The sequence below is a fragment of the Priestia aryabhattai B8W22 genome (assembly GCF_000956595.1).
GTDB classification, from domain to species: domain Bacteria; phylum Bacillota; class Bacilli; order Bacillales; family Bacillaceae_H; genus Priestia; species Priestia aryabhattai.
This window is the reverse complement of the sequence record NZ_JYOO01000021.1, coordinates 14912-36524: the sequence shown is the minus strand read 5'-3', so window position 1 is coordinate 36524 and position 21613 is coordinate 14912. Positions and strand designations below refer to the sequence as shown.

The window sequence follows — 21613 nt, the reverse complement described above, 5'->3', positions numbered from 1 at the left end:
AAAAGATTCATTTATCATAGGTGAAAAGATTGGTTTCTATTCCTTTATTATGTAAAAAAACGTAATATAGGAAGGGTTCTAAGTCTTTATAAAAAACTAGATAATAACTGTAAGTATGATACAATAAATCAAGTATTTGTTAAAAAATAATATTTATTTCTGGAGTTTTGATGTATGGAAAAAAATTTGATGAGAGGTACGCTTTTACTAACGGTGTCTTCTTTGCTAACAAAAATTTTAGGTTTTATTTATATTATTCCTTTCACAGCCCTAGTCGGAACGTCAGGTTACGCGCTTTATAAGTATGCATACGGTCCATATACCTTGATGCTAAGCTTATCGACAATGGGTCTTCCGCTTGCTGTTTCGAAGTATGTATCGAAATATAACGGTCTTGGAAACTACCGTGCGGGACAAGATCTATTAAAAGCAGGACTTCTATTAATGACGATAACGGGCATAGTAGGCTTTTTAGCGCTTTATACAATGGCACCGTGGCTCGCTGAACTAGTCATTAACGGAAAAGATTCCTCAGGAAATAGTCAAAAAGACGTGGTGTATGTTATCCGAATGGTGAGCTTTGCTTTAATTATTATTCCGCCTATGAGTCTATTACGAGGCTACTTTCAAGGTAACCAGTCTATGGGACCGTCTGCGCTAAGTACAATTATTGAACAAATAGTACGTGTGCTGTTCATTTTAGCAGGAGCATATGCTGTCATTCACCTTTTTCATAGCACGATGACAAAAGCTGTTGGAATTGGTACGTTTGGAGCGTTTATTGGAGGCGTAGGGGGAATAGGGGTTCTTGGTGTGGTTTATTTGAAGCGCAAGCGGTTGATTATGAAAGAAGCGAACAGCGGAAAGAATAATAAATCCGTTTCGTTCTCTTCAATGTTCAAAGAGCTTGTAACGTACGCCGTTCCGTTTGTATTAGTTGGTTTAGCTATTCCGATCTATCAAAATATTGATACGTTTACGATTAACATGCTCTTTCAATCAATAGGATATGGACAAGCTAAGGCTGAAACGATCAACTCAGTCATTGGATTAGCACAGATTTTAGTGATGGTGCCGGTATCGTTAGCAACTGCCTTCAGCATGTCGCTGATTCCGGGCATTACATCTTCTTTTGTGCAAGGGAATTTACGAGAAGTAAAAGGAAAGATTACAAAAACGCTGCAGCTGCTGTTATTTTTTACTCTTCCTGCTGCGGTAGGCCTTTGTTTATTAGGTAAGCCGGTATATATGATGATTTTTGGAGTGAAAAACAGTCCTGAAATCGGTGGAGTTGTTTTGCAATGGTACGCGCCTGCTGCGATTTTATTTGCTCTTTTCACCGTAACAGCCGCAATTCTCCAAGGAATTAATCAGCAAAAGAAGTTAATTTTAGGCTTGGGCTTAGGAATTGTTATGAAGATAGTATTAAACGTACTGCTGGTTTCAAGCTTAAAAGAAATTGGACCGGTTGTCGCGACGTACGGAGGGTATGGTGTATCGGTTATCTATAACTTTTATTTAATTAAAAAATCCATTTCTTACCGGATTCAATCACTGGGACAAGCGGCGTTGACGCCTGTTTTATTAGTAAGTGTGATGTCAGCCGCTGTGGTTATCTGCAATTATGCTTCTCACTATTTTTTAGAAAATAAGCTGTCTGCATCTTCACTTGCGATTAGCACATCTTGTATTTCAATTGCTTTAGGCGCTGCTGTGTATCTAGGACTTGGCGTAAAAACAAGCTTAGGGCAAGCCATTGTATTAAATAGAAGAAAAAGAATGTAAAGGAGAGAAAGTAGTGTCAAAACGATTTGTACTAACCGTAGCGACTGGAGGATGTATCATAATCTTCGGAGCGCTGCTGCTCTTAAATTGGGAAAGAGTGTTTGGAAATTACCGTCCCCTTCAAACAGCAAAAGCCGTATTCAAATTAGAAGTGGGAAGTCAAGGTGTAGCAGAGACTACGGATTCAGATGATGCTCTTCACTACGTGGTGAAAAAAGGACATTTAGATGAATATATTCAACTGATGAATGAAAAGGGCTATTTGTTAAAAGAAAAAGATATTGATCATAATCGACTTGTTTTTAACGATGGACAAGAAGATGAGCAAATTTACTACAAGCGCTTTGCTAGGAAGTATACGATGATTGATGGAGAAGGGTAAAGACTTTACATAGTATTTTAGTAGACTAAAACCTTATACCTCTATCTGTTTTTCAAGTTTTTTTGTGCGGAAAAGAAAAATAATATTGACAATTATGACAAAAAGCTTAATACTGACTTTATTACATAAAACAAATACAATTTGTTTCCTTATCAAGAGAGGTGGAGGGACTGGCCCTGTGAAACCCGGCAACCGCTGTCTATGACAGAATGGTGCCAAATCCTTAAGAGTGCGCTGCTCTTAGAGATAAGGAAGAAGCTGAAACGAAGCTCTTCCTTACTTATTTAAGGAAGGGCTTTTTATGTAGAAAAAACAACGAGGTGATATTTTTGAACAAAGCAGACCGTATCAAACGAATGAAAACACCAGAAATTGATCCAAAGTATAAAGGACGAGTGCCTCCGGGTCAGGTAGTAACGGAGCGATTTCCAATTTTACATGAAGGGGACGTGCCGGAGTATAACTTAGAGGAATGGACGCTTCGCGTGTTTGGGTTAGTAGACAAAGAAGTAACGCTTTCGTATCAAGATATATTGAATATGCCGCAAACAACGGTTAAGTGTGATATCCACTGCGTAACGAGATGGACAAGGCTTGATAATGAATTTACGGGCGTGCTGTTTACAGACTTTTTGAAGGCAGTTGGCGTGGAGTTAAAAAGTAAATATATCATGCTGCACGGAGATAATGACTATACGTCAAACATTGAGGTAAAAGATTTACTGAGAGACGATATTCTTCTTGCTCATTCTTTTAACGGAGAGCCGCTTACAGCTAAGCATGGATATCCGCTGCGATTGGTTGTTCCGCATTTGTACTTTTGGAAAAGTGTTAAATGGCTTCGAGGCTTTGAGGCTATTGATGAAAATCATCCTGGTTTTTGGGAGCAAAACGGCTTTCATCTTAGAGGAGATCCGTTTAAAGAAGAACGTTTTTCTGGAGAAGATTTAGGTATTCCAGAAGATGAGTGGGTACATAAAGACTATGATTAATGAAAATGCCTATGCGTGTGCATAGGCATTTTGTCAGCGCTGGCGGTTTAATTCCCACACAACGTGGCGAAGTTCGGGCAAAATCAGCTTGGTCATCGCTAGACGAACAGCACCGCTTGATCCTGGTGTAGAAAAAACGGCTTTTTCGTTAATCGTCCCGGCAATTGCCCGGCTCATAATCGCTGCGCTGCCGATGTCTTCCGTGTAGCTCAGCATGCGAAACAGCTCGCCAAACCCAACGATTTCTTTATGAATCAGCGCTTGAACGGCTTCAATCGTGACGTCTCGTTTTGTAATGCCAGTCCCGCCGTTTGTGAGAACAACGTCAATGTCCTCATCACTGCAGCCAGCAAGTATCGCTTGTTGAATCGACGTTTGGTCGTCTTTTACAATTTCATAGGAAGCGACATGCATGTCGTGTTCTTTCAGAAGTTGGATCATTAGCGCGCCGCTTTTATCGGTTTCTTTTGTACGTGTATCGGATACCGTAATGACTTTGCAGCGAACGGGCTGAGTTGCTTTAGATTTATGTTCGTGTACGCTCATCGTGTACCTCCTTTACGCTTCGGTGCGTTTATAGTCACCGTTTTTGCCGCCTGATTTTTCAAGCAGATACGTTTCGCCGATAATCATGCCTTTATCAATAGCTTTGCACATATCATAAACGGTTAATGCACAGGCAGAAGCAGCGGTTAAAGCTTCCATTTCAACACCTGTTGAGCCTTCCGTTTTAACCGTTGCTTCTATTAATAAACGGTACTGATTATTGCTTGTATCCCAGTCAAATGAAAGGTTCACGCCTTTTAATAAAAGAGGGTGACACATCGGAATAATGTCAGACGTGCGTTTTGCTGCCATGATTCCTGCTACTTGTGCAACAGCAAGGACGTCGCCTTTTCCAATTTTATGTTCGACAATCGCTTCGTGAATTTCTTTGTTAACAAGTATGCTTGAACGAGCGGTTGCGACGCGGCGAGTGATAGATTTTTCGCTAATATCGACCATGTTGGCACGGCCTTGATCATTAAAATGGGTAAAAGAAGACATCGGTGTTTTCATCCTTTTTCAGTAAATTTTGTTGTATGATAGAAATAGTGAGATATGCTATGATTTTACACCATAGCGCAAAAAGTGAACAGACGTAAAGGAAGTGAAGAATGTATGTTAGAAAGCAGAACACCTATTTCAATTCCTGAAGCAATTGAAAAAGTCATGACATATAAAAGAAAAGGCAGCATCGAACGCGTATCGATCACTGAAAGCTACGGGCGCTATTTAGGAGAAGATATTGTCGCTGATCAAAACGTGCCTCATTTTAATAAATCGCTTTATGACGGCTTTGCGGTTCGAGCACAGGACTGCGCAGAAGTATCGAGTGAACATCCCGTGGAGTTCGAAGTGGTAGGTGAAATCGGTGCCGGCTCTGTTTTTGAAGAAGAAGTAAAGCCGTTTCAAGCGGTGCGTGTTATGACAGGAGCGCAAGTGCCTCATTCATGTGATGCGGTTGTGATGCTTGAAGTAACGAAGTCGTATGAAAAAGAAGGCAAAACGTATATGGCGTTAAGCAGGCCAGCTTCAAAGGGGGAGCACATTGCGTTAAAAGGAGAAGAAACGAAAAAAGGAGACGTGCTCGTTTCAAAAGGAACGCGCATCAATCCGGGCGTCACGGCTTTTTTAGCTACGTTTGGCTATGCGGATGTAGCTGTGGTGAAGCAGCCGGTTGTTGGGGTGTTAACAACAGGAAGCGAACTGCTTGATGTGAACGAACCGTTAGAACCAGGAAAAATCCGCAACAGCAACTCCTATATGGCACTCGCGCAAATCGTAAGAAGCGGCGGGATTCCGAAATACTTAGGAAAGCTCGAAGACGACTTTGAAAGCTGCTATGAAGCGGTAGAAAAAGCGCTTAAAGAAGTGGACATTCTACTGACAACCGGCGGGGTATCCGTTGGCGACTATGATTATTTGCCGGCTATTTATGAAAAGCTTGGTGCAAATGTACTGTTTAACAAAATTGCGATGCGACCCGGAAGTGTCACAACAGTCGCAGAACGAAACGGGCAGCTGCTGTTTGGATTATCGGGAAATCCTTCTGCTTGCTATGTCGGGTTTGAACTGTTTGTACGTCCGATTGTTCGCAGCTTTTTACATTCACCGGCGCCTCATTTACATAAAACAAAAGCGGTGTTAAACGGCCGCTTCAAAGAACCTAATGCATTTACGCGAATGGTGCGAGGAGAAATTTCAGATGAAGATGGAAAGCTTGTCGTGACGCCTGTTGGCATGGACAAGTCAGGCGCTATTTCGTCATTAGCTGCAGCAAACGCGCTGATTGTTCTTCCAGGTGGAGAGCATGGGTATGATAAAGGAACAGAAGTGAACGTGCTGCATCTTGAAAAAGAAGGCACGAGTTCGCTTTGGGTATAAAAAGACTATTTTTATGTAAGAGTTCTAGTCTGAATAGTGATCAAATTGCTAGTAAATAAACAACAATGTATAAGTCGTGTATAAATAAGAAAATGAGTAGGTAAAAGAGTCCTTGTGTATTAAGGGCTCGTTTTTATGATGTATTCCGCAAAGAGTGATTATGTTAACTATAATTATGTATCACATACAGCCTAAAAATAGAAAAAACTACCTTAGAGTTAGGGAGAAGGTAGTTTTTTCTATGACGTAATTAGGTTTCATGAGTGATGATTCATTGCATCTTGAGTAGTTTGCTTAATAGATAAGAAATATATTCATACTAATTTTAAAACTTCTTTATTTTGGGTATTAGTGAGTGGTTTCAAATGATATATCTATTTAACGAATAGTAACTAATAACCTTGGGAACTTTATCTATTAACAAAAGGAAAGGAGGAGAAATTATGCGAAAAAAATGGTCTGTTTTATTATGTACGTTAGCTTTAGCTATGATGACTTTCATCTTGCCGGTTAATGCTGAAAACAATAACGTAGATAGAGCAAATTATAATGATGACGTAAATACTCGAAATGTCACTACAGCAACTGATGTGGATGATGATAATGATTCACCTTGGGAATTACTAGGGTTACTAGGACTAGTTGGTCTTTTTGGTCTTAAAAGAAGAGATGACCGTGAAGAAAAAGTTCGTTAGTATCTATTTTGCATGAGTAGAGATAAATAATGGTTGTCAAAGATTAGCTTTCTAAAGAGTCCATAAAGGTGTCTTCTAGCAATTAGGGACACCTTTATTATTTTCTATAAAGTACATTACGTTGACTGAATCTGTGTAGGCTTTACATAAAAAGTAGAAAAAGCTCCCTATTTCCGTAGGGAGCTTTTCTGCTGCAAGAATCGTTTCCCCCATAGATCGATGCGTGGCGGCATCTTCAACAGGTTAAGTAAATAGTGGAATATTATTGGTATTTTAACTTACAGCTTTTAGTTTTGCTTTAGAATTCAAGCTCCATAAGCTAAATAGTACGGTCATTAACCCGAGTATGATGCTAGACCAAAGCACGCCATCTGTTAGTGAATAAATAAATGGAAACAGTACAAACCATAATCCGCTAATAAGGGAAATCCAGTTTTGCCATGAATTCCATCCTGGTTTATTCGCTCCTAAAAGAGATGTGATGACTTGGAGAATTCCAAATACAATACTTGCTGAAGTAGCTCCTGCATCGTATGAAAAACCAAGCATCCATGGGGCCATAACAAACCAAATACCGATTATGGCGTTAGCAATACCTCTTGCTTTCATCATTATCCCTCCTCAAAGTATGACACTCGTAGTGATGTCATGATTAAACTATATGTTTGGAAGTGCCATGTGTTGAGTATTCATCAACGCCTGTTGAGATTTTTTCAATTTTTATTGTAGGAACAAGCACTTCTGTTGATGAGTTCTCATAAGATGTTTCAAAATCAAGTATAAGAAAGAGAGTGGAAAACAAATGTACTATTGTGTTAATTGCTGCAGACTGCAAAATGAAAATCTTATTAAGAGTAAGCTGTTTGAAAATGGAGTCTATATAGATCCATTTGTAGGAGAGAAAATCCCTTTAGGTATGTGTGCACATAGATGTAACCATGAGTCATGCAAACGATGTGAAAAAGAAAAAATCATTAAAAAGATTGTGCCAAAGGAATTATCTAAATTAAAGAAAGCAATAGAATATTTACCTGCTCATCGCCATGGTTCAGAAAAAATTCCGTTTTCACAATAAATAGCGGCATGCCGCGTTCAGCTCGCTTGATAAAAATCAGTTTTTATTCCTTAAGTTGATTCATCACTAGTTGTACAGCTATTGCATCGTCTAAATAGCCGATTGGAAAGACATAGTCTGGGATAATATCGGTAGGCAAAATAAAATACAATAGCGCACTTCCTAATATAGAGCGCTTGGCAGCTGAGGTTTTTTCGTTACAGTATTCAAGATACATTTGCTTTAGTTGATCAATGAAAGTACCAACACTGCCTACTTGCTCTATTTTGGTTTGAAAGTTATTACAAATCATGTTGTGTCCTTCGTCTGTCTGTGCATATTGCTTATATTTTGTTAGTTCTTGTTCTACACGCTCAATCGTAAAGTTTGTATCCACTATATTAAAAGATTTAAGTATTTCTTGAATTTTATCAATGGAGTAATGAATGCCTGTTTCTACTTCATTTTCTGTATAGTTTGAAGCAGCTCCAGTAGGGTCAACCAATGCTTCAAGAGGAGTATTTAAATAGCGCGCAAATTGTTTTAAATGATGTAGATTTGCTTGCTGCTTTCCGTTTATAATCCGTGAAATAGTTGCCGTATCAATCCCCGTAAGTGAACTAAGCTTCCGCATAGATAAAGCATTTTCCTTTAATAAAGACCTTAATAACAAACCAAGGCTTTGGTCATGTTGGATCTTAGACATCGCGATTCACCTCTTTGTATTTTTCAACGCGCAGTAATCATTTTATTGAAGGTTTATCAACAATATATGCAACAAGTAAGCAAATTTCCTCAACATTATCATCAAAAGGAGAATACAAAATGGAATGGTTATTCATTTTAGGTTTTGCACTGTCATCAAGTATAGATAACTTTGGTGTAGGAATATCATACGGAGTTCGAAAGGTAAGGATAAAATGGCTTTCTAATTTACTAATAGCAGCTATTTGTTTCCTCTTTAGCATGTTGGGAATTACGTTTGGTAAGTGGATTTCAACCATCTTACCAGGAGTTTTCGATGTTATTGTAGCCGTCGTATTATTAACGCTAATTGGGATTCGAATTATTTTATTAGTCGGCTCCCAGAGAAATAACGGAATTCATGAATTAGATAGTAGGGGGCAAGTAAAAGTACGCTCTATTGGATGGATAGAAAGCAGCGTTTTAGGTGTAGCACTTTCAGCGAACGCACTTACAAACGGTCTAGGAGCTGGTTTGCTTGGATTGTCACCTTTAGCTATTTCGCTTACATCAGCATTTGGCAGTTTTCTCACAGTATGGCTAGGGGTAATGGTGGGGCAAAAAGCCGCAAATGTGCAAATTGGGAAATTTACATTGAGTCAATGCGGAACGTTAATAAGCGGGATTACGATTTTAATTGTAGCCTTTACTCAAATATTTTAAAAGAAAAGGCGCCACTTATTAAAGAAAGTGGCGTTTTTTCTTTGTGTTTTATAGTGACTAGTCTTCTATACAAAATAAAGAAATGCTGCATAAGAATTTATTCAATGAAGAGGTAAGAAAACTTACTTCTGCAATTATTTCTTGTTAAGTTTTAATCGTATTTTAAAAGGGTACAGTATCCTTTAGCCAAGACGCCAGAATAACTGGCACAACTGTTATCTCGTTTGCAATCAATATAGATACACTATTCTAAAAACCAGCTGTATACCCCAAAACAAAGCGGGGAACATCTAGTTTTGACAGACAAGAACGCAAAGCGTAGAATTGTTCTAATGAATAGACAATTTACTATTTTAAGAGTCTTAATATTTAGGTTGATTTTATATAAGGGAGCGTACACACTTGAAAAATCAGTTTGCTCAATTAATACAGAATAATGAAAGCGTTCATATTTACTACAATATTGACGATATGAGAAGTTACTTAGATAATCTTGTGTCTTATATTGTTTCGGGGATTGAACAAGAGAGACATACGTTAGTTATCGAAAGTGAAAGACTAATTCCGCTGATTTTTAAAAAATTAGAGGGGATTCTGACTAAAGACCAACTAGCATTTATACATACCATTAATAATTTTGATTATTACTGTTCAAGTGGAAGTTTTCAGCCGGCTATAATTTTTGAACATCTTTCTAAACACTTAGATCCTTTTTATAAAAACAATACGTCTTTTCAAATATGGGCTCATGTAGAATGGGGACAGCAAGAAGGAATTATACCTATTTTAGAAGAGTTTGAAAATGAAGCCGATAGATTAGTAAATAAAGGCGGATTACATTTAGTATGCGCGTATGATGAAGAGAGAGTACCAGAAGTTCTTAAACTTGCTTTAATGAAGTGCCATCCATACTTAATTTTAGAGAACAAAATTATTCCATCCAATTTATATGTAATGACGGATGCAGTGTAAGTAATAGTGTGCACGGGCGTTATTTTTAAAAAGCAAAAGGTAAATAGAGAACAAATAAAGAGCCTTATTTAAGGCTCTTTATTTGTTGTTTCTACAGAGTATGTATACCATATATCTAGTGTGAAGCTTCAATTAAAATCTCTATTCCTTAAAATGAAGTTTTTTCGTATCTGCTCTGTTTCATCTTCTGTAACTTCTGGATAGTGCTTAGATAAGACATTAGCTAAATTTTCTTCTTTAGGTATATGTAAAAAACGTGAATATACTTCCGTACCACTTGGTAACTCATCTTCTTCACACAAGAGAAAGGCATCTAAACTCTCAATCAATTGGAATTTCACAGTCTGATCATAAACGTTGGTATAGCTGTCTTCACATTCTTTTGCTTTCTTTTCTGCAATTTCATAGGCTTGATCAAATGATCGGGCTTTAATTAATAAAATACTTTCTTCAAATATCTGATGTTCTTCATAATTTTCGTCAATCTTTTCTATATTAGGTTTATCCACTATTAAGTACTTATAAAGAACCTTTACGCCATACCATTGAAAGTCTAACTCTTCGCTATTAGTTGTTTTCATATCAACTCTCCATTCTTAACTAAAGGAACTATAATAATTAATTTTATCATCGTATTCCTTATCGTCCTTCTTACTTATATACCTAAGTTTGTATGTCGTGTTCATCCACTAACCTATGATAAAATGGAAATATAATCAATGTATTTCTATATATTAGGGGGGTATAAAATGGAATATATTGATCAAATAACAAATGCTACGGTAAATGGAGAGAGTGAAGAGATAAGAGATTTATTAAATAAAGAGCCATCTTTACTTAACGCTTTTAATTCAGATGGATGGACGCCTTTACATTTAGCTTGTTATTTTGGGCAAGTGGATAGCGCCAGGTTATTGTTGTCATTGGGGGCGGATATTCATGCTAAAGCTAAAAACCCGAATGAAAATATGCCTCTTCATGCAGCAGTAGCAAATAAGCAAATTCAAGCTGTAGACTTGTTGCTTACAAAAGGCGCAGATGTAAATGCAAAACAAAGCGGTGGATGGACTAGTCTTCATGAGGACTCGCTGCTAGGAGATGAAAATATGATTAAACTTCTTATAGAAAAAGGTGCAGATATCGAAATACAAAAAGATGATGGTAAAACGCCTTTAGAGGTTGCAGTAGAGAAAAAACAAGACAGCGCAGTTCATTTATTTACTCAGTATTTAAATAATAAAGCTTAATATAGAGTAAGAGATTTTATGTTAAGGAAGAAGAGGTGAATATAGTTATGTTGACTGCAGTAGTTGTAACTGTTTCTATTTTAGCGTTAGCTTGGATTGCTGGGCAAAGAGAACAACGCCAGTAGCTTCATATATTATTTGTATATAGAATTGAGATGATTGTATAAATGAGCACTAGAAATGTTTTAGTCAAATTGATGTTCTTTTTAGGATCATTTTCTAGCATAATCTTTGGGTTTGTTTTAAAACAGGGATTAACAGGGTTACTTTTATCTGCTGCCTGTATTATAACCGCAGGGTTCTTAATGAAAACTGGAGATACAAAAAGAGGGGGAAACTAACGCGGCTTAGCTTCTCCTTCTTTTTCAGTACTAGAGTGACTAGCTTTATATGTTGTATACAGCATATAAATAGAAAGACTCTTTAACCAGTAAAATAAATATAATTATGTTAAAATATAACTATATTTACTTTTTTGGTGGTGAAATAGATGAACAATCGAAGCTTGGGATTACTTTTAGTAGGTACAGGAACAGTCTTTTTGATTTTAGCTTTAACATTACATATTACGGGATTACTATATGGTTTTATTTTAGGTAGCAGCATCGTATTAAATGTTTTAGGAGCAGGTATACTTATGAAGTTTATAGCTAATGAAAAGCTGGCTAATTTGTAGAGATATTATCGATTAAGATCTCTTATGAATGCTATAGAGGAGAGACTTTAACTTTATTTAAGGTGCAGCTCGAAAAAACTCATCTATAATTTCCATTGTTAGACCATACATTACAATAATTACTGGCAGTGAATTTATAATTAAAGCAAATATTCTTTTCGGTAAATGTTCTTTGCTGAACATTGAAACGATGCTTAAAGGAAGGCCAAATAAAGGTAGAATAAATGCAAGCAATACAAAAGAACCGAGAAAAGGCTTCATGCTCTCGTCTGAAGTTTTTGATAATATGTATATGGAAGCTGGCGTCATCATCATCGTAGCCAATGCTGTTAAAAACGAGATTTTAGTAAATACGCTTAAATTTTTTCTCTCCAAACAATTCACCCTCCGTTATAAAAAATATATCATTAGTTAATGAATACGTAGCAAAAAGATACAATGTGCTAATTACAAGTGTACGCTGTAATCCTAATTTGCAGTATTTTATTCGTCTGATTTAGTTCTGAATATTTAAATAAAAATTATACTAGATGCTGATAAAAACAGAAAGGGATGAAGAAATATGTTCAATCAATATCCTATTGGGAAATTTACTGTAAAAGAAAATATTCAGAAAGAAGATATTCAAGGGTGGATTCATGACATTGGAGATGCCCCAAAGCAATTAGCTGATGCTGTAGAAGGACTGACAAAAGAACAATTAGCCACGCCTTATCGAGAAGGCGGCTGGACATTAAGTCAAGTTGTCCATCATTTAGCTGACTCCCATATGAATGCTTATACCCGTTTTAAATTAGGGTTAACAGAGCAAGCACCTACTATTAAAGCATATGATGAAGTGGCTTGGTCGAATCTTCCTGATAATGATTTACCTATAAAAGTTTCTCTTCAACTTTTTTCAGCTCTACATAAGCGGCTTCATAAATTGTTAAACTCACTTGATGAAAAAGATTTGAAGAAAATGATCCACCATCCTGAAAACGGGGAAGTGACGATTGAACAATTAATAGCTACTTACGCTTGGCATGGAAAGCATCACGTTGCTCATATTACGACTTTAAGAAATCAAAGAGGTTGGTAGAAAGGCATTTAATTAACATATGTTAGAACCAAAAAAGCTCTTTTTAAAAGCTTTTTTGGTTTTAATAAAAGACATTATACTAACTAAAGAGTATACAGCTTAAAAACAGAAAAACTCCCTCAATGTGTTAAGGAAGTTATCTTTAATCCTGAATAGTAATTCATTCATCCTGCATATAGCCATTATATTGTACAACGATGACTTATTTTTATAAGCCATCAGATCTGACTTTTGAAACACCTAAGGCAAGGTTTTTCCACAAAATTTGTTCAACCACTCCGGCGTCCACCGTACGACAATCAACAATGAGTATGACTTCCGAATGTTTGCCGCGTAAAAGCCGTTGATTTTTCCTGATTACTTTAAACATAAATAGTTTAATTCCTAGTCCTAAGATAAATCCGATAAAAGCACTAATTATTCCCCAGTAGATGGGCCCCCAGCTTAGTTTAAACCCAATGCTTGCACCAATGACTGAAAAGGCTGTGGCTAGAGCCATTCCCAAATCAATAAGAGAAACTCCATCGGCTCGATGGAGGCTATCAAAAATCCGTCGATCTTCCGTTCGATTATTAAGGGGGACAATAAATATATCTTCTTTCTTTATCCCTTTTTTTTCTAGCTCTGAAACAGCTAATTCTATGTAACTGGAGTATTCAAATGTAGAAAAGACCTGCATGTTTTCACTCCACCTTTTTTCCTTTCGAAATACAAAAGCTTGGATGTTGATATATTTTCTCGAAGAAATTTTTTTGCACTCTTTCAGCAAGTTTATTATTCTCAACCGTATTTATATAAGAGTCGAAGGTAGCAAAACCATATAGGGAAGGGAAAAATAACAGCCATTCTTTATTTAAAACGGAAGTAGCCTGTTTTATTTCTCCTAAAAATAGAAGAGAAATACCTTCAAGCAAGTGAGAGTAATAAAAGAAAACAACTGCCCAAATGATAACAAAGAAAGCACCAATGATGCGATGAATATAAAGTTGTCCTAGACCTGGCATCAGCAAGGACCAAACAACAGACAGGATGGGATTCCGTTTATCTAAATAATTTATTTCCATGGCTCCCATACTAAAGGTGTTGAACCGGTGGTTTTCTCGTTCAGCTAACACGTATATTTTATTTAAATCAACAGTTGTTCGGTAACTATCCCATATAGCAAAAATATAAACAGGAATATAAATAAGTAGCCATCTTGTATTAAGAACGTCTTTGGCCATATCAATATTTCCTTGAAAAGAATAAATCATAGCTAAATTTACATGAGATTTAATATTTATGACGACTTCCCATACAAATAACACAAAGCCGCGAAGGTATTTAGACAGTAGTAGGTGCCCAAACCCTGGAAAAGCTGCTGACCACCAAGCGATAATATAGGGGTTTCTTAAATGGATTTGAGTGGTTCCAAATATACTGACATGAGCAATATAGCGTCTTGCAGTATTGTCATTTTTATAATTATTCATTTACGATCTCCTATGGATTCGGAAAAAAGATACTTTTTATTTCATTAATCAAGAACTCTTTTCTGCTTTTTCATCTAATGCTCTTATAGCTCCGATCATTAACCTGTTTAATACTGATTTGACTGTAAGACTAAGTAAAGTATGATACCATTTCCAAGGTCTTCTCCATCTAATTAAATTTGTCTTTTTTTCTGCCCAGAGTTCGATTAAAAACATTGGAAAGATGAATAAAATAATTTTATATAGGATAACTAAGGGTTTATCGTTTTTTGTTAGTTGGTTGATGATAACAGAGACAGTTGGATATAGCAAAAAGTCAAATAAAACATGTATTTTAAACTCTTTTCGAAAATAGCGTACCGGATATTTAATGAGCTTATGAGTAATAACAAATCTGTCAACTATCCCATTGGTGTACCCATTAAGAAGAAAAGTCAATATTGAGTCTTTCACAGGAGGCTTTCTTAATAAAAAAGGCAAAGCCGATAGAGTTAAAATAAAGAGAACCCTCAAAAAACGCTTTTCAAATTTATTATTCAATTGGTTTTATCTCCTTAACTATACTGGAAGTATCTTTTGGTATATTGTTAGTAGTTTCTCTTAAAAGATTATTATGTATTCTAGAATTAATTTGGTACTGCTTATAAACGTAGATTATGTTCGCGACCTTTTTCTATTCTCTACAGTATCAAAATGGAAAAAACTACTGCTTCTGTGCAGTAGTTTTCCTAGTCGTTGAAATATAGATGTTATTATATTGATAATGCTCTACTGCATCTTGAGTAGTTTGCTCTCATTAGTGCTCTTTATTCGAGAAAGAATTACTGATTTGGAATGAATCAGCAGTTCCTTCTTATAGCGTGCTGTGGGGTTGACTTAATGTGAAATCTTCACGTTTTATACGAATTTTACGATTAACAATCCGTGTTTTTGGACTTGTGAAGAGGTGGTGGAACTAACCAGCCTTTTTCTTTGTTAAGTCGCAAAAACTTTCCACCAAGAGCTACTTTTTGCATGTGAATTTGACCAAACATTGCTGCAATATCTTCGCGAATAGATTGGCCAATCAGTTGACTGCAAGCAACTAGACCAGCAGCTATATCCAGTGAAATAGCCGCAGCAACTTCGGGGTCTTGAACACGTGCACCTACTGGAATATCATCTAAACAAGCTTCTGGACGTTCAGGCGGAGTTGGAGGTAAAGCCACTCCATTTTCTTTTAATAGCTTTTCTACACCTTTCATTTCCTGCTGACATTGTTCAATCGTTTCTTGTACTAACTTATGTAGATCCTTGTCTCCTACATGATTTAGAAACGTTTGATAACCAGCTACTAATCCTTTTGAAGCAGAAAGAAACGACCATGTTCCAAACACTTCACCGTAATGCATCGGTTCATCTGTAGGATTTCCACTTAAAATGCCCATTGTTATCCTCCTTAACATATTCATAATAATGTGCCACCTTTCTTACTATGCACACACTTAACGTCTCCATATCATGTTTTATTATTCTTCTAGATATAAAATTCCTTTTTATATCTAGAAGAATACAATCCACTATTTTACGTATACTATTCAAGATGCCTATGAGGGCATCAGTCACAATACCCTTGTTATACAAAGAGCTGCCTTCTTTGGCAGTTTTTTGTTTTGTCATGCTTTTTTGGATTTCTGCTTATGACGATAAATAGAAAATGTTCATAATAAAAGGAAGAGTAGATACCCACTCTTCCTTCAGCCATCAATTATAAAGTTGTCTTAGAAACGTCCGCCGCCAAGTTGTTGCTCAGCTAATTGCACAAGACGTTTTGTGATTTCGCCACCTACTGATCCGTTTGCACGTGCAGTTGTATCAGCACCAAGGTTTACACCAAATTCGCTAGCGATTTCATATTTCATTTGATCGATTGCTTGTTCAGCACCATATACTAATAATTCGTTGTTGTTGCTGCTTTTGTTGTTTGCCATGTTGTGTCACCTCCTTGTTTTTCTTAAGTTTCCTAGGGGCCAAGAAGTATATACATGGTAAATTGTGGGTGTTTATTTCCTTATCAGGGTGACATACTAATTTTTAGAAACAACTGACACTGTAAAAAGTGGGATTAGATGTTTCATTTCCTTGTTATCTAAAAGTTGCCATGTGAGAAGAGGATTGCAATCGCTATTGCAATCCTCTTTAAATACCGTATCAATAGTTATTTTTATACTAAACATAAAATTAAAAATGCAAGAGAGGAAGAGGTTATATTGTCAAAGACACGTCAGAAAAAAGAATACTGTAAAAAGTGCAGAAAAGAAACTATACATACTCTCACAGAAGATGCTTTAGAAATTAATTGTTATTGCCATGAATGTCATTCACAACACGATATCGTAAAAACATTTTTTTAATCATTTCTTAAAGTTTCACTCTCCAATAGACGAATAAATAACTTATATCTATAACCAAACTCCATATTAGCCGTGGCTATTGAATTTCATTTTATACAATTATAGAAGCAGAGAAGAACGGATAAAGTAACCGGGAAGATTTTTAGTGGAGGTGAACGAGAAGTGAGGAGTAGGGAAAGAGATCTTATAACCATTGAAGATGAAAAAGGTATTGAAAAACAATATGCAGTTGAAGCTTTATTTGATATGAGAAATCAGACTTATGCTTTGCTGCAATCGAACGGGGAAGTGCTGTTGATGCGCATTGAAGATGAAAAGGGTGAACAATATCTTGTTGGATTGACCGATCCTGAGGAACGTGATTCCATTTTAGATGCTTATCAAATCGCTGTAGAGGCTACGCCTACTGACGAATAATTTCGCTAATGTGATGAGGAGTGCGTTATGAAGAAGAAAATTGTAGATGCAGCTCATTTGGAACAAAAAATGCAGATTGAAAAAGTAATCAGGGGAATGACCTTTACGAAAAATTTCCGGTCTGCTACAGCAGAAGAATGGTACGTGTTTCTTCCAGGTTATGAAGATCCAAGAACAGGTGGAGCTGCAGGAAAGGCAATGATTCATTATAACCTTTATGGAAATAGAGATGTGTTTATTAACACTACAGTCATTTTAGATAATCCAGCACTATTTAGAGCAGAAATCCATCCTCTGGTTTATGCAATTGCAGATGAGCTGGTCAACAGGCTGGTTGGCTATGCTGATACCTTGCTGTCTGTTCATGCCGGTGAAAACTCATTTGATGCAGAATATAAACAAAACAATAATTAATCTTGATTTATTCAATATCTTTCCTTAAGTATGTGTTTTTAAAGGCTGCTCATTTGAGTAGCTTTTTCTTTTTTAGCGGAAATATTAGGAGGAAAGCTAACTAGTATGAAAGCTAACTAGTATGAAAGCTTAAAAGGAGGGTAAGCTAAGAGAAAATGGCTTTGATACGGAGGAACAGAAAATTGCAAAAAAAGAATCGATTGACATCTCCTGAAATTGCAAATTTATGGACACACTATATCCGTGAAACATTATCTGTATGTGTAAATAAATATATGCTTCATACAATCCAAGATTCAGAAATACATAATCTTTTTCAGGAAGCTCTTCAATATTCGCTTAATCATATAGATACGTTAAAAGCATTATTTAAAAAAGAGAAGTTTCCTATTCCTAACGGATTTACAGAAAAAGACGTAAATTTAGAAGCTCCTCCTCTATTTACGGACGTTTTGTGTCTTAAATCCCTTTATATGATGAGCACACATGGCCATAATGAAATGAGCCTATCTTTTACGACTTCCATACGCCCAGACATTGTAGATTTTTATTATCAGTGCAACCTTGATGCGATGGAGATTTATAAAAAATCTAAGGATCTTCTTATTTCAAAAAAACTTTATCAGCAACCGCCTACCTATATAACACCTAATAAGGTGGAAATGATTGAACATTACCACTATGTAACGGATGTGTTCGGTAAACAGAGACCGATAAATACAATAGAAAGTGGACATGCTTATTTTAATTTAAACAAAACATTTATTGCCAAAGCGATGATCCTTGGCTTTTCACAAGTTTCAAAAAATCAAAACGTACGAGCATTATTAGAAAAAAGCCTGCAAGTAAAAAACAAACACATTGATGTGTTTTCATCTCTACTAACCAAAGACAATCTTCATCTGCCTAAATCATGCGAAACAGAGGTTACAAATTCCAATATTTCTCCTTTTTCAGATCGGCTTATGCTTCTTCAAACGGGTTTCTTTTTTGGTGTAGCAGTCACTTATTATAACGCAGCTCTTATTGCAAGTATGAGAGCCGATATTTCAGCACACTGTGAAAAGGCAGCCTTGGATAGCTTGTGGATTTATAGCCGTATTGGGAAAGATATGATTGATAATCAGTGGATGGAACAGCCTCCTCAAGCAGATGACCGTAAAAGGTTAGATGATTAGAAAAACGTTCTTAATAAATTAATGTCTAATCCTCCGACCATGCTACTAAAAGTGATGTAAATCATCATTCCGTATAAGGTTACGTATAAACAGAAAAGACTACTGTTCAGGAGCAGTAGTCTTTTGGTTTTTAGGATGTATCTTCTATACACTTCTAGTGAACATATATAACTTTGGATTGTTAAACTAAGAATAATAAATATATAAAACTCCTGGTAATTAAATATTCGTGTTAGGAATTATAACCAAGTTGTAGATTATTTGTATAATTTGTTGTTATTGTAGGTTTAATTATTTGAAAATTTAGATATTAGATTAGATTTATTATTCATAACATACATACATACTTATTCTTTATTATTTTAAAATCAATCAAATAGATAAAGGAGAGGATATATTTGAAGAATAATTATTTATATCGAGAGAAAAAAATAATGACTATGAAAACTGTTACTGAAATGACCGGATTGTCTGAGAGAAAAATTCGTTATTATGAAACTCAAAAACTTATCTTTCCTGAACGTACCTTCTCTGGTACCCGTAGGTATTCTTTTTCTGATATTGAGAGATTAATGGATATTGCAGAAAAAATAGAAGATGGAGTTCTTACACGAGAAATTCGAGATGATCTTTATAAAAGAAGAAAAAAGGTATTAATACAAGCAACAAAACGATTATAGGTCAACTAAGAACTCATTTTCCACAAACTTAATTGAATAATTTTATCAAGATTAATGATTATTATTACATTGTTTAAAATAACTTAAAATCCTTTCTTCGCTGTACTTTTTTCAAATTCCAGAAGGGTGAATTATATATGAAGGGGATAAATGATATGAAAATATTTATGAATCGGGTTATAAAAAACATTACTTGTATAGTTGAATTTGTTTATCTATATATACTGCTCTCTTTTATAGAATTACAGGCTGCTTTACTAAAATCGCTGCAAATAAAATAGTCTTTTACCTTAAAAGATTCATAATATATATACCTTTAAAGATGTATATATTATGAATCTTTCTGCTGGTTTATTTGTGGTTCTAACGTAAAAATTGAGGATCGAAAATTAAGAGGTAATCAATAATTTTATATGAATTATATGAAAATGAATTTTTTTCTTATAGAAATTATTCATTAGTTTGCTTTAAACGTCATTTTTAGTTCTGGGCGAGCTTAATTAAAATCAATATGAGATCTTGTCGCAAAGCGCTGACTATACAGAAACAAGGAAGGATGCAGTTACTCTTCGTTAGGGAATAAAGCTTGAACAAGAACTTTTATAAACTCATTCAGAGAAGACTCACTTTCTTTAGGCTGGTTGAAGTTACTTAATTTCCCCAAAAAAATTCTTTCTTTTTTTACTTATTCATTTACACAAGATATTTTATACTCTTACGCTTTTCCTTTAATTTCAACCAATAAGGTTTATTATTAAAAACCTTATTTTTGACAAATAATATATTTACTTAAAATTAAAGGAGAGAAGAACATGAAGATTTTTCTAGCACTAATTATTGTCTTTTTATTATCTACTTTAAACCTCTTGCTAATGGATTTTCTATTAGGTTTTAGTTTTTATGATTCATTCCTGCACCTTCTAAACCCTTTTTGGGTCATGAGTAATGCTGAATATATCATGTTAGCTGGACTTTTTCTTATTGTCATTGGCCAACAAATTTTTATGATTATTAAAAAAAGAGAGAAACGATACCGTCCTAACTAGTTTTTTTCTTCACATAGTTCCGAATGAGGGAGACAACCAGCATAAACAAAGGAATCACAATCAAAAAAGGAACATGAAGGTATTTTAATGTAATAGTAAACCCTTCTTCTAAATGTTCTGAAAAACTGGAAGCTATTGTCATGGAAAGGAAAATCAAAATAAAGCCCATGGGAAGAATGATTTGCTGACGGTTCTTCACCTTAAATAAATCAGTAATTCCAAGGATAGCTGCATACATAAAAATAGATGCTTTAAAAAAAACGGTCATTAACAGGGTGAAAACTACAATTGCATCCATTCTTTCAATAAAATCAAATAGATTAACTTTTCCAATCGTAGCCAAGGTAGGAAATGTAGATCTTTTCATTACATCCAAACCTAGAACCGACATATTTAAAGCAGCTGTCCAGCTTAGGATCAACCCACTTGAAAGTACTGCAGATAACCATACCTTTTTTATTAGTTTAGGACGATTTAAATATGGTAGCAGCATCGTAAATACGAGCATTTCACCAAATGGAAAAGATACAACAGGAGGAAACGCTGTAGTTAACACGGGTTTCCACCCGTGTTCAAGAAAGGGGCGGATATGATTTAAACTAACATTTCCAGATACTAGAACAAAAAAATTAGCTCCTAGCCCCAATAATAGTAGGATGACAATAAATACTTCTGCTGTTCTTCCTATTACTTCTATCCCTAGATAAATGACATAACACATAACAAGAATAAGCGAGAGATTAATTGCTAGTAATGGGGTTTCCGGTAAAGTGGACGAAGTCAATAAGTCCCCGAAATCACGTACATTTCTAGCTGCAATATACAAGAAAAACAAACAGTATAATAATCCAAGCACCCAGCCAAAGAATTCACCAAATATTTTTCTAACATATCCAGTAAGGGGAATGGTCGGATATTGACGAAATAACATATAGTAAACAAAGAATAAGAGTATGCCTCCGCCCATTCCTAGAAGGATAGCAAGCCAGGCATCTTTACCGGCGGGGATTCCATAACTTACAATTAGAGAAGTACCCAAGTCGAAGATAAACATAAGGGCAAAGAGTTGTGTAACGCTTATTTTTGCTTTCTCCATTCGTCTCTCAACTCCTTTGTTTGCCCTTTATCATTATTTTATTTGTTTATATAAGACTTGGTTGTCATACCTGTCCGACGAATAATAGCTTGTACATTCACGTGAACTTCTGTTTCTGGAAAAATATCTTTTTCCCATGAATGATTAATGTTGTTCCATACATGCTTATTCGCTATATTAACCGTTTCACCAAAATTGA

General features: G+C 35.6%; 29 protein-coding genes and 1 riboswitch. Of the genes, 16 read left to right on the top strand and 13 right to left on the bottom strand.

The features are described 5' to 3' along the window. Nucleotides 1-174 precede the first annotated feature (174 nt). From N178_RS16665 to N178_RS16655, 3 genes are all read left to right on the top strand, one after another. A complete protein-coding gene (locus tag N178_RS16665) occupies nucleotides 175-1785 on the top strand; it encodes a putative polysaccharide biosynthesis protein (RefSeq protein ID WP_045293631.1) in 1611 nt (536 codons plus the stop codon). A gap of 13 nt (nucleotides 1786-1798) precedes the next feature. Next, a complete protein-coding gene (locus tag N178_RS16660) occupies nucleotides 1799-2167 on the top strand; it encodes a hypothetical protein (protein WP_045293629.1) in 369 nt (122 codons plus the stop codon). A gap of 146 nt (nucleotides 2168-2313) precedes the next feature. Next, a riboswitch (SAM riboswitch) is annotated at nucleotides 2314-2420 on the top strand. Nucleotides 2421-2496: 76 nt separating this feature from the next. Continuing rightward, nucleotides 2497-3159 (top strand): sulfite oxidase-like oxidoreductase, encoded by a 663-nt coding sequence (locus N178_RS16655; RefSeq protein WP_045293628.1) that lies wholly within the window; start codon nucleotides 2497-2499, stop codon nucleotides 3157-3159. 33 nt (nucleotides 3160-3192) lie between these two features. On the opposite strand, the gene N178_RS16650 is transcribed toward N178_RS16655, so the two are convergent. Beyond that, nucleotides 3193-3705 carry a MogA/MoaB family molybdenum cofactor biosynthesis protein gene (locus N178_RS16650; protein ID WP_045293626.1) on the bottom strand — a complete coding sequence of 171 codons (513 nt, stop codon included), beginning with the start codon at nucleotides 3703-3705 and terminating at the stop codon, nucleotides 3193-3195. A gap of 12 nt (nucleotides 3706-3717) precedes the next feature. Beyond that, nucleotides 3718-4206, bottom strand: a complete 489-nt coding sequence (moaC, locus tag N178_RS16645; protein WP_045293624.1) for a cyclic pyranopterin monophosphate synthase MoaC — start codon at nucleotides 4204-4206, stop codon at nucleotides 3718-3720. Nucleotides 4207-4320: 114 nt separating this feature from the next. On the opposite strand from moaC, the gene N178_RS16640 reads away from it, so the two are divergent. Next, on the top strand, nucleotides 4321-5586 hold the full coding sequence (locus tag N178_RS16640) for a molybdopterin molybdotransferase MoeA (protein WP_045293623.1): 1266 nt from the start codon (nucleotides 4321-4323) through the stop codon (nucleotides 5584-5586). A gap of 443 nt (nucleotides 5587-6029) precedes the next feature. Beyond that, nucleotides 6030-6281 carry a WGxxGxxG family protein gene (locus N178_RS16635; protein ID WP_045293621.1) on the top strand — a complete coding sequence of 84 codons (252 nt, stop codon included), beginning with the start codon at nucleotides 6030-6032 and terminating at the stop codon, nucleotides 6279-6281. 273 nt (nucleotides 6282-6554) lie between these two features. Here N178_RS16635 and N178_RS16630 read toward each other — a convergent pair whose 3' ends face one another. After that, nucleotides 6555-6893 (bottom strand): SPW repeat domain-containing protein, encoded by a 339-nt coding sequence (locus N178_RS16630; RefSeq protein WP_052942414.1) that lies wholly within the window; start codon nucleotides 6891-6893, stop codon nucleotides 6555-6557. A 190-nt stretch (nucleotides 6894-7083) separates the two neighbouring features. Here N178_RS16630 and N178_RS16625 point away from each other — a divergent pair, with 190 nt between their 5' ends. After that, a complete protein-coding gene (locus tag N178_RS16625; RefSeq protein ID WP_045293619.1) occupies nucleotides 7084-7356 on the top strand; it encodes a DUF3973 domain-containing protein in 273 nt (90 codons plus the stop codon). A gap of 43 nt (nucleotides 7357-7399) precedes the next feature. On the opposite strand, the gene N178_RS16620 is transcribed toward N178_RS16625, so the two are convergent. After that, complete coding sequence (locus N178_RS16620; RefSeq protein ID WP_045293617.1) at nucleotides 7400-8041, bottom strand: DUF1232 domain-containing protein; 642 nt, start codon at nucleotides 8039-8041, stop codon at nucleotides 7400-7402. 62 nt (nucleotides 8042-8103) lie between these two features. Here N178_RS16620 and N178_RS16615 point away from each other — a divergent pair, with 62 nt between their 5' ends. Together N178_RS16615 and N178_RS16610 are read left to right on the top strand one after the other, a co-directional pair. Further along, nucleotides 8104-8742, top strand: coding sequence for a manganese efflux pump (locus tag N178_RS16615; protein WP_337588888.1), 639 nt, complete (start codon nucleotides 8104-8106; stop codon nucleotides 8740-8742). Nucleotides 8743-9144: 402 nt separating this feature from the next. Beyond that, nucleotides 9145-9714 carry an MEDS domain-containing protein gene (locus tag N178_RS16610; protein ID WP_045293612.1) on the top strand — a complete coding sequence of 190 codons (570 nt, stop codon included), beginning with the start codon at nucleotides 9145-9147 and terminating at the stop codon, nucleotides 9712-9714. 128 nt (nucleotides 9715-9842) lie between these two features. Here N178_RS16610 and N178_RS16605 read toward each other — a convergent pair whose 3' ends face one another. Further along, nucleotides 9843-10295: a DUF4288 domain-containing protein gene (locus tag N178_RS16605; protein ID WP_052942413.1), complete on the bottom strand. Its 453-nt coding sequence runs from the start codon at nucleotides 10293-10295 to the stop codon at nucleotides 9843-9845. A 168-nt stretch (nucleotides 10296-10463) separates the two neighbouring features. Here N178_RS16605 and N178_RS16600 point away from each other — a divergent pair, with 168 nt between their 5' ends. Further along, complete coding sequence (locus tag N178_RS16600) at nucleotides 10464-10961, top strand: ankyrin repeat domain-containing protein (protein ID WP_045293609.1); 498 nt, start codon at nucleotides 10464-10466, stop codon at nucleotides 10959-10961. A 490-nt stretch (nucleotides 10962-11451) separates the two neighbouring features. Beyond that, complete coding sequence (locus N178_RS16595) at nucleotides 11452-11637, top strand: hypothetical protein (RefSeq protein ID WP_045293608.1); 186 nt, start codon at nucleotides 11452-11454, stop codon at nucleotides 11635-11637. A 57-nt stretch (nucleotides 11638-11694) separates the two neighbouring features. Here the strand turns inward: N178_RS16595 and N178_RS16590 are convergent, their stop codons facing one another. Continuing rightward, entirely contained in the window at nucleotides 11695-12012 is a 318-nt protein-coding gene (locus tag N178_RS16590) for a hypothetical protein (protein ID WP_045293606.1), read from the bottom strand. Nucleotides 12013-12199: 187 nt separating this feature from the next. Here N178_RS16590 and N178_RS16585 point away from each other — a divergent pair, with 187 nt between their 5' ends. Beyond that, nucleotides 12200-12718: a YfiT family bacillithiol transferase gene (locus N178_RS16585; protein ID WP_045293605.1), complete on the top strand. Its 519-nt coding sequence runs from the start codon at nucleotides 12200-12202 to the stop codon at nucleotides 12716-12718. Between the two features lie 208 nt (nucleotides 12719-12926). On the opposite strand, the gene N178_RS16580 is transcribed toward N178_RS16585, so the two are convergent. The 5 genes from N178_RS16580 to N178_RS16560 all read right to left on the bottom strand — a co-directional run bounded on the left by N178_RS16580 (nucleotide 12927) and on the right by N178_RS16560 (nucleotide 16160). Further along, nucleotides 12927-13397, bottom strand: coding sequence for a hypothetical protein (locus tag N178_RS16580; protein ID WP_045293603.1), 471 nt, complete (start codon nucleotides 13395-13397; stop codon nucleotides 12927-12929). A 4-nt stretch (nucleotides 13398-13401) separates the two neighbouring features. After that, nucleotides 13402-14190, bottom strand: a complete 789-nt coding sequence (locus N178_RS16575) for a hypothetical protein (RefSeq protein ID WP_045293602.1) — start codon at nucleotides 14188-14190, stop codon at nucleotides 13402-13404. A gap of 48 nt (nucleotides 14191-14238) precedes the next feature. Then, nucleotides 14239-14730, bottom strand: a complete 492-nt coding sequence (locus N178_RS16570) for a CBO0543 family protein (protein ID WP_045293600.1) — start codon at nucleotides 14728-14730, stop codon at nucleotides 14239-14241. Between the two features lie 374 nt (nucleotides 14731-15104). Beyond that, entirely contained in the window at nucleotides 15105-15617 is a 513-nt protein-coding gene (locus N178_RS16565) for a DUF3231 family protein (RefSeq protein ID WP_013058453.1), read from the bottom strand. Between the two features lie 333 nt (nucleotides 15618-15950). Further along, nucleotides 15951-16160 carry an alpha/beta-type small acid-soluble spore protein gene (locus tag N178_RS16560; RefSeq protein WP_013058452.1) on the bottom strand — a complete coding sequence of 70 codons (210 nt, stop codon included), beginning with the start codon at nucleotides 16158-16160 and terminating at the stop codon, nucleotides 15951-15953. A 585-nt stretch (nucleotides 16161-16745) separates the two neighbouring features. On the opposite strand from N178_RS16560, the gene N178_RS16555 reads away from it, so the two are divergent. The 5 genes from N178_RS16555 (at nucleotide 16746) to N178_RS16535 (ending at nucleotide 20318) form a co-directional block, all read left to right on the top strand. Then, a complete protein-coding gene (locus N178_RS16555; protein ID WP_045293599.1) occupies nucleotides 16746-17000 on the top strand; it encodes a DUF1292 domain-containing protein in 255 nt (84 codons plus the stop codon). Between the two features lie 27 nt (nucleotides 17001-17027). Next, nucleotides 17028-17414 (top strand): hypothetical protein, encoded by a 387-nt coding sequence (locus N178_RS16550; RefSeq protein WP_045293597.1) that lies wholly within the window; start codon nucleotides 17028-17030, stop codon nucleotides 17412-17414. A gap of 182 nt (nucleotides 17415-17596) precedes the next feature. Beyond that, entirely contained in the window at nucleotides 17597-18592 is a 996-nt protein-coding gene (locus N178_RS16545) for a DUF3231 family protein (protein ID WP_237758500.1), read from the top strand. Nucleotides 18593-18990: 398 nt separating this feature from the next. Further along, on the top strand, nucleotides 18991-19272 hold the full coding sequence (locus N178_RS16540; protein WP_088567414.1) for a MerR family transcriptional regulator: 282 nt from the start codon (nucleotides 18991-18993) through the stop codon (nucleotides 19270-19272). 812 nt (nucleotides 19273-20084) lie between these two features. After that, nucleotides 20085-20318, top strand: coding sequence for a YczF family membrane protein (locus N178_RS16535; RefSeq protein WP_045293594.1), 234 nt, complete (start codon nucleotides 20085-20087; stop codon nucleotides 20316-20318). Here N178_RS16535 and N178_RS16530 read toward each other — a convergent pair. Together N178_RS16530 and N178_RS28040 are read right to left on the bottom strand one after the other, a co-directional pair. Continuing rightward, nucleotides 20311-21414: a GerAB/ArcD/ProY family transporter gene (locus N178_RS16530; protein WP_045293591.1), complete on the bottom strand. Its 1104-nt coding sequence runs from the start codon at nucleotides 21412-21414 to the stop codon at nucleotides 20311-20313. The two genes, N178_RS16535 and N178_RS16530, sit on opposite strands and share 8 nt — an antisense overlap. A 38-nt stretch (nucleotides 21415-21452) precedes the next feature. Next, nucleotides 21453-21590, bottom strand: coding sequence for a Ger(x)C family spore germination C-terminal domain-containing protein (locus tag N178_RS28040; RefSeq protein ID WP_420329705.1), 138 nt, complete (start codon nucleotides 21588-21590; stop codon nucleotides 21453-21455). Nucleotides 21591-21613 lie beyond the last annotated feature (23 nt).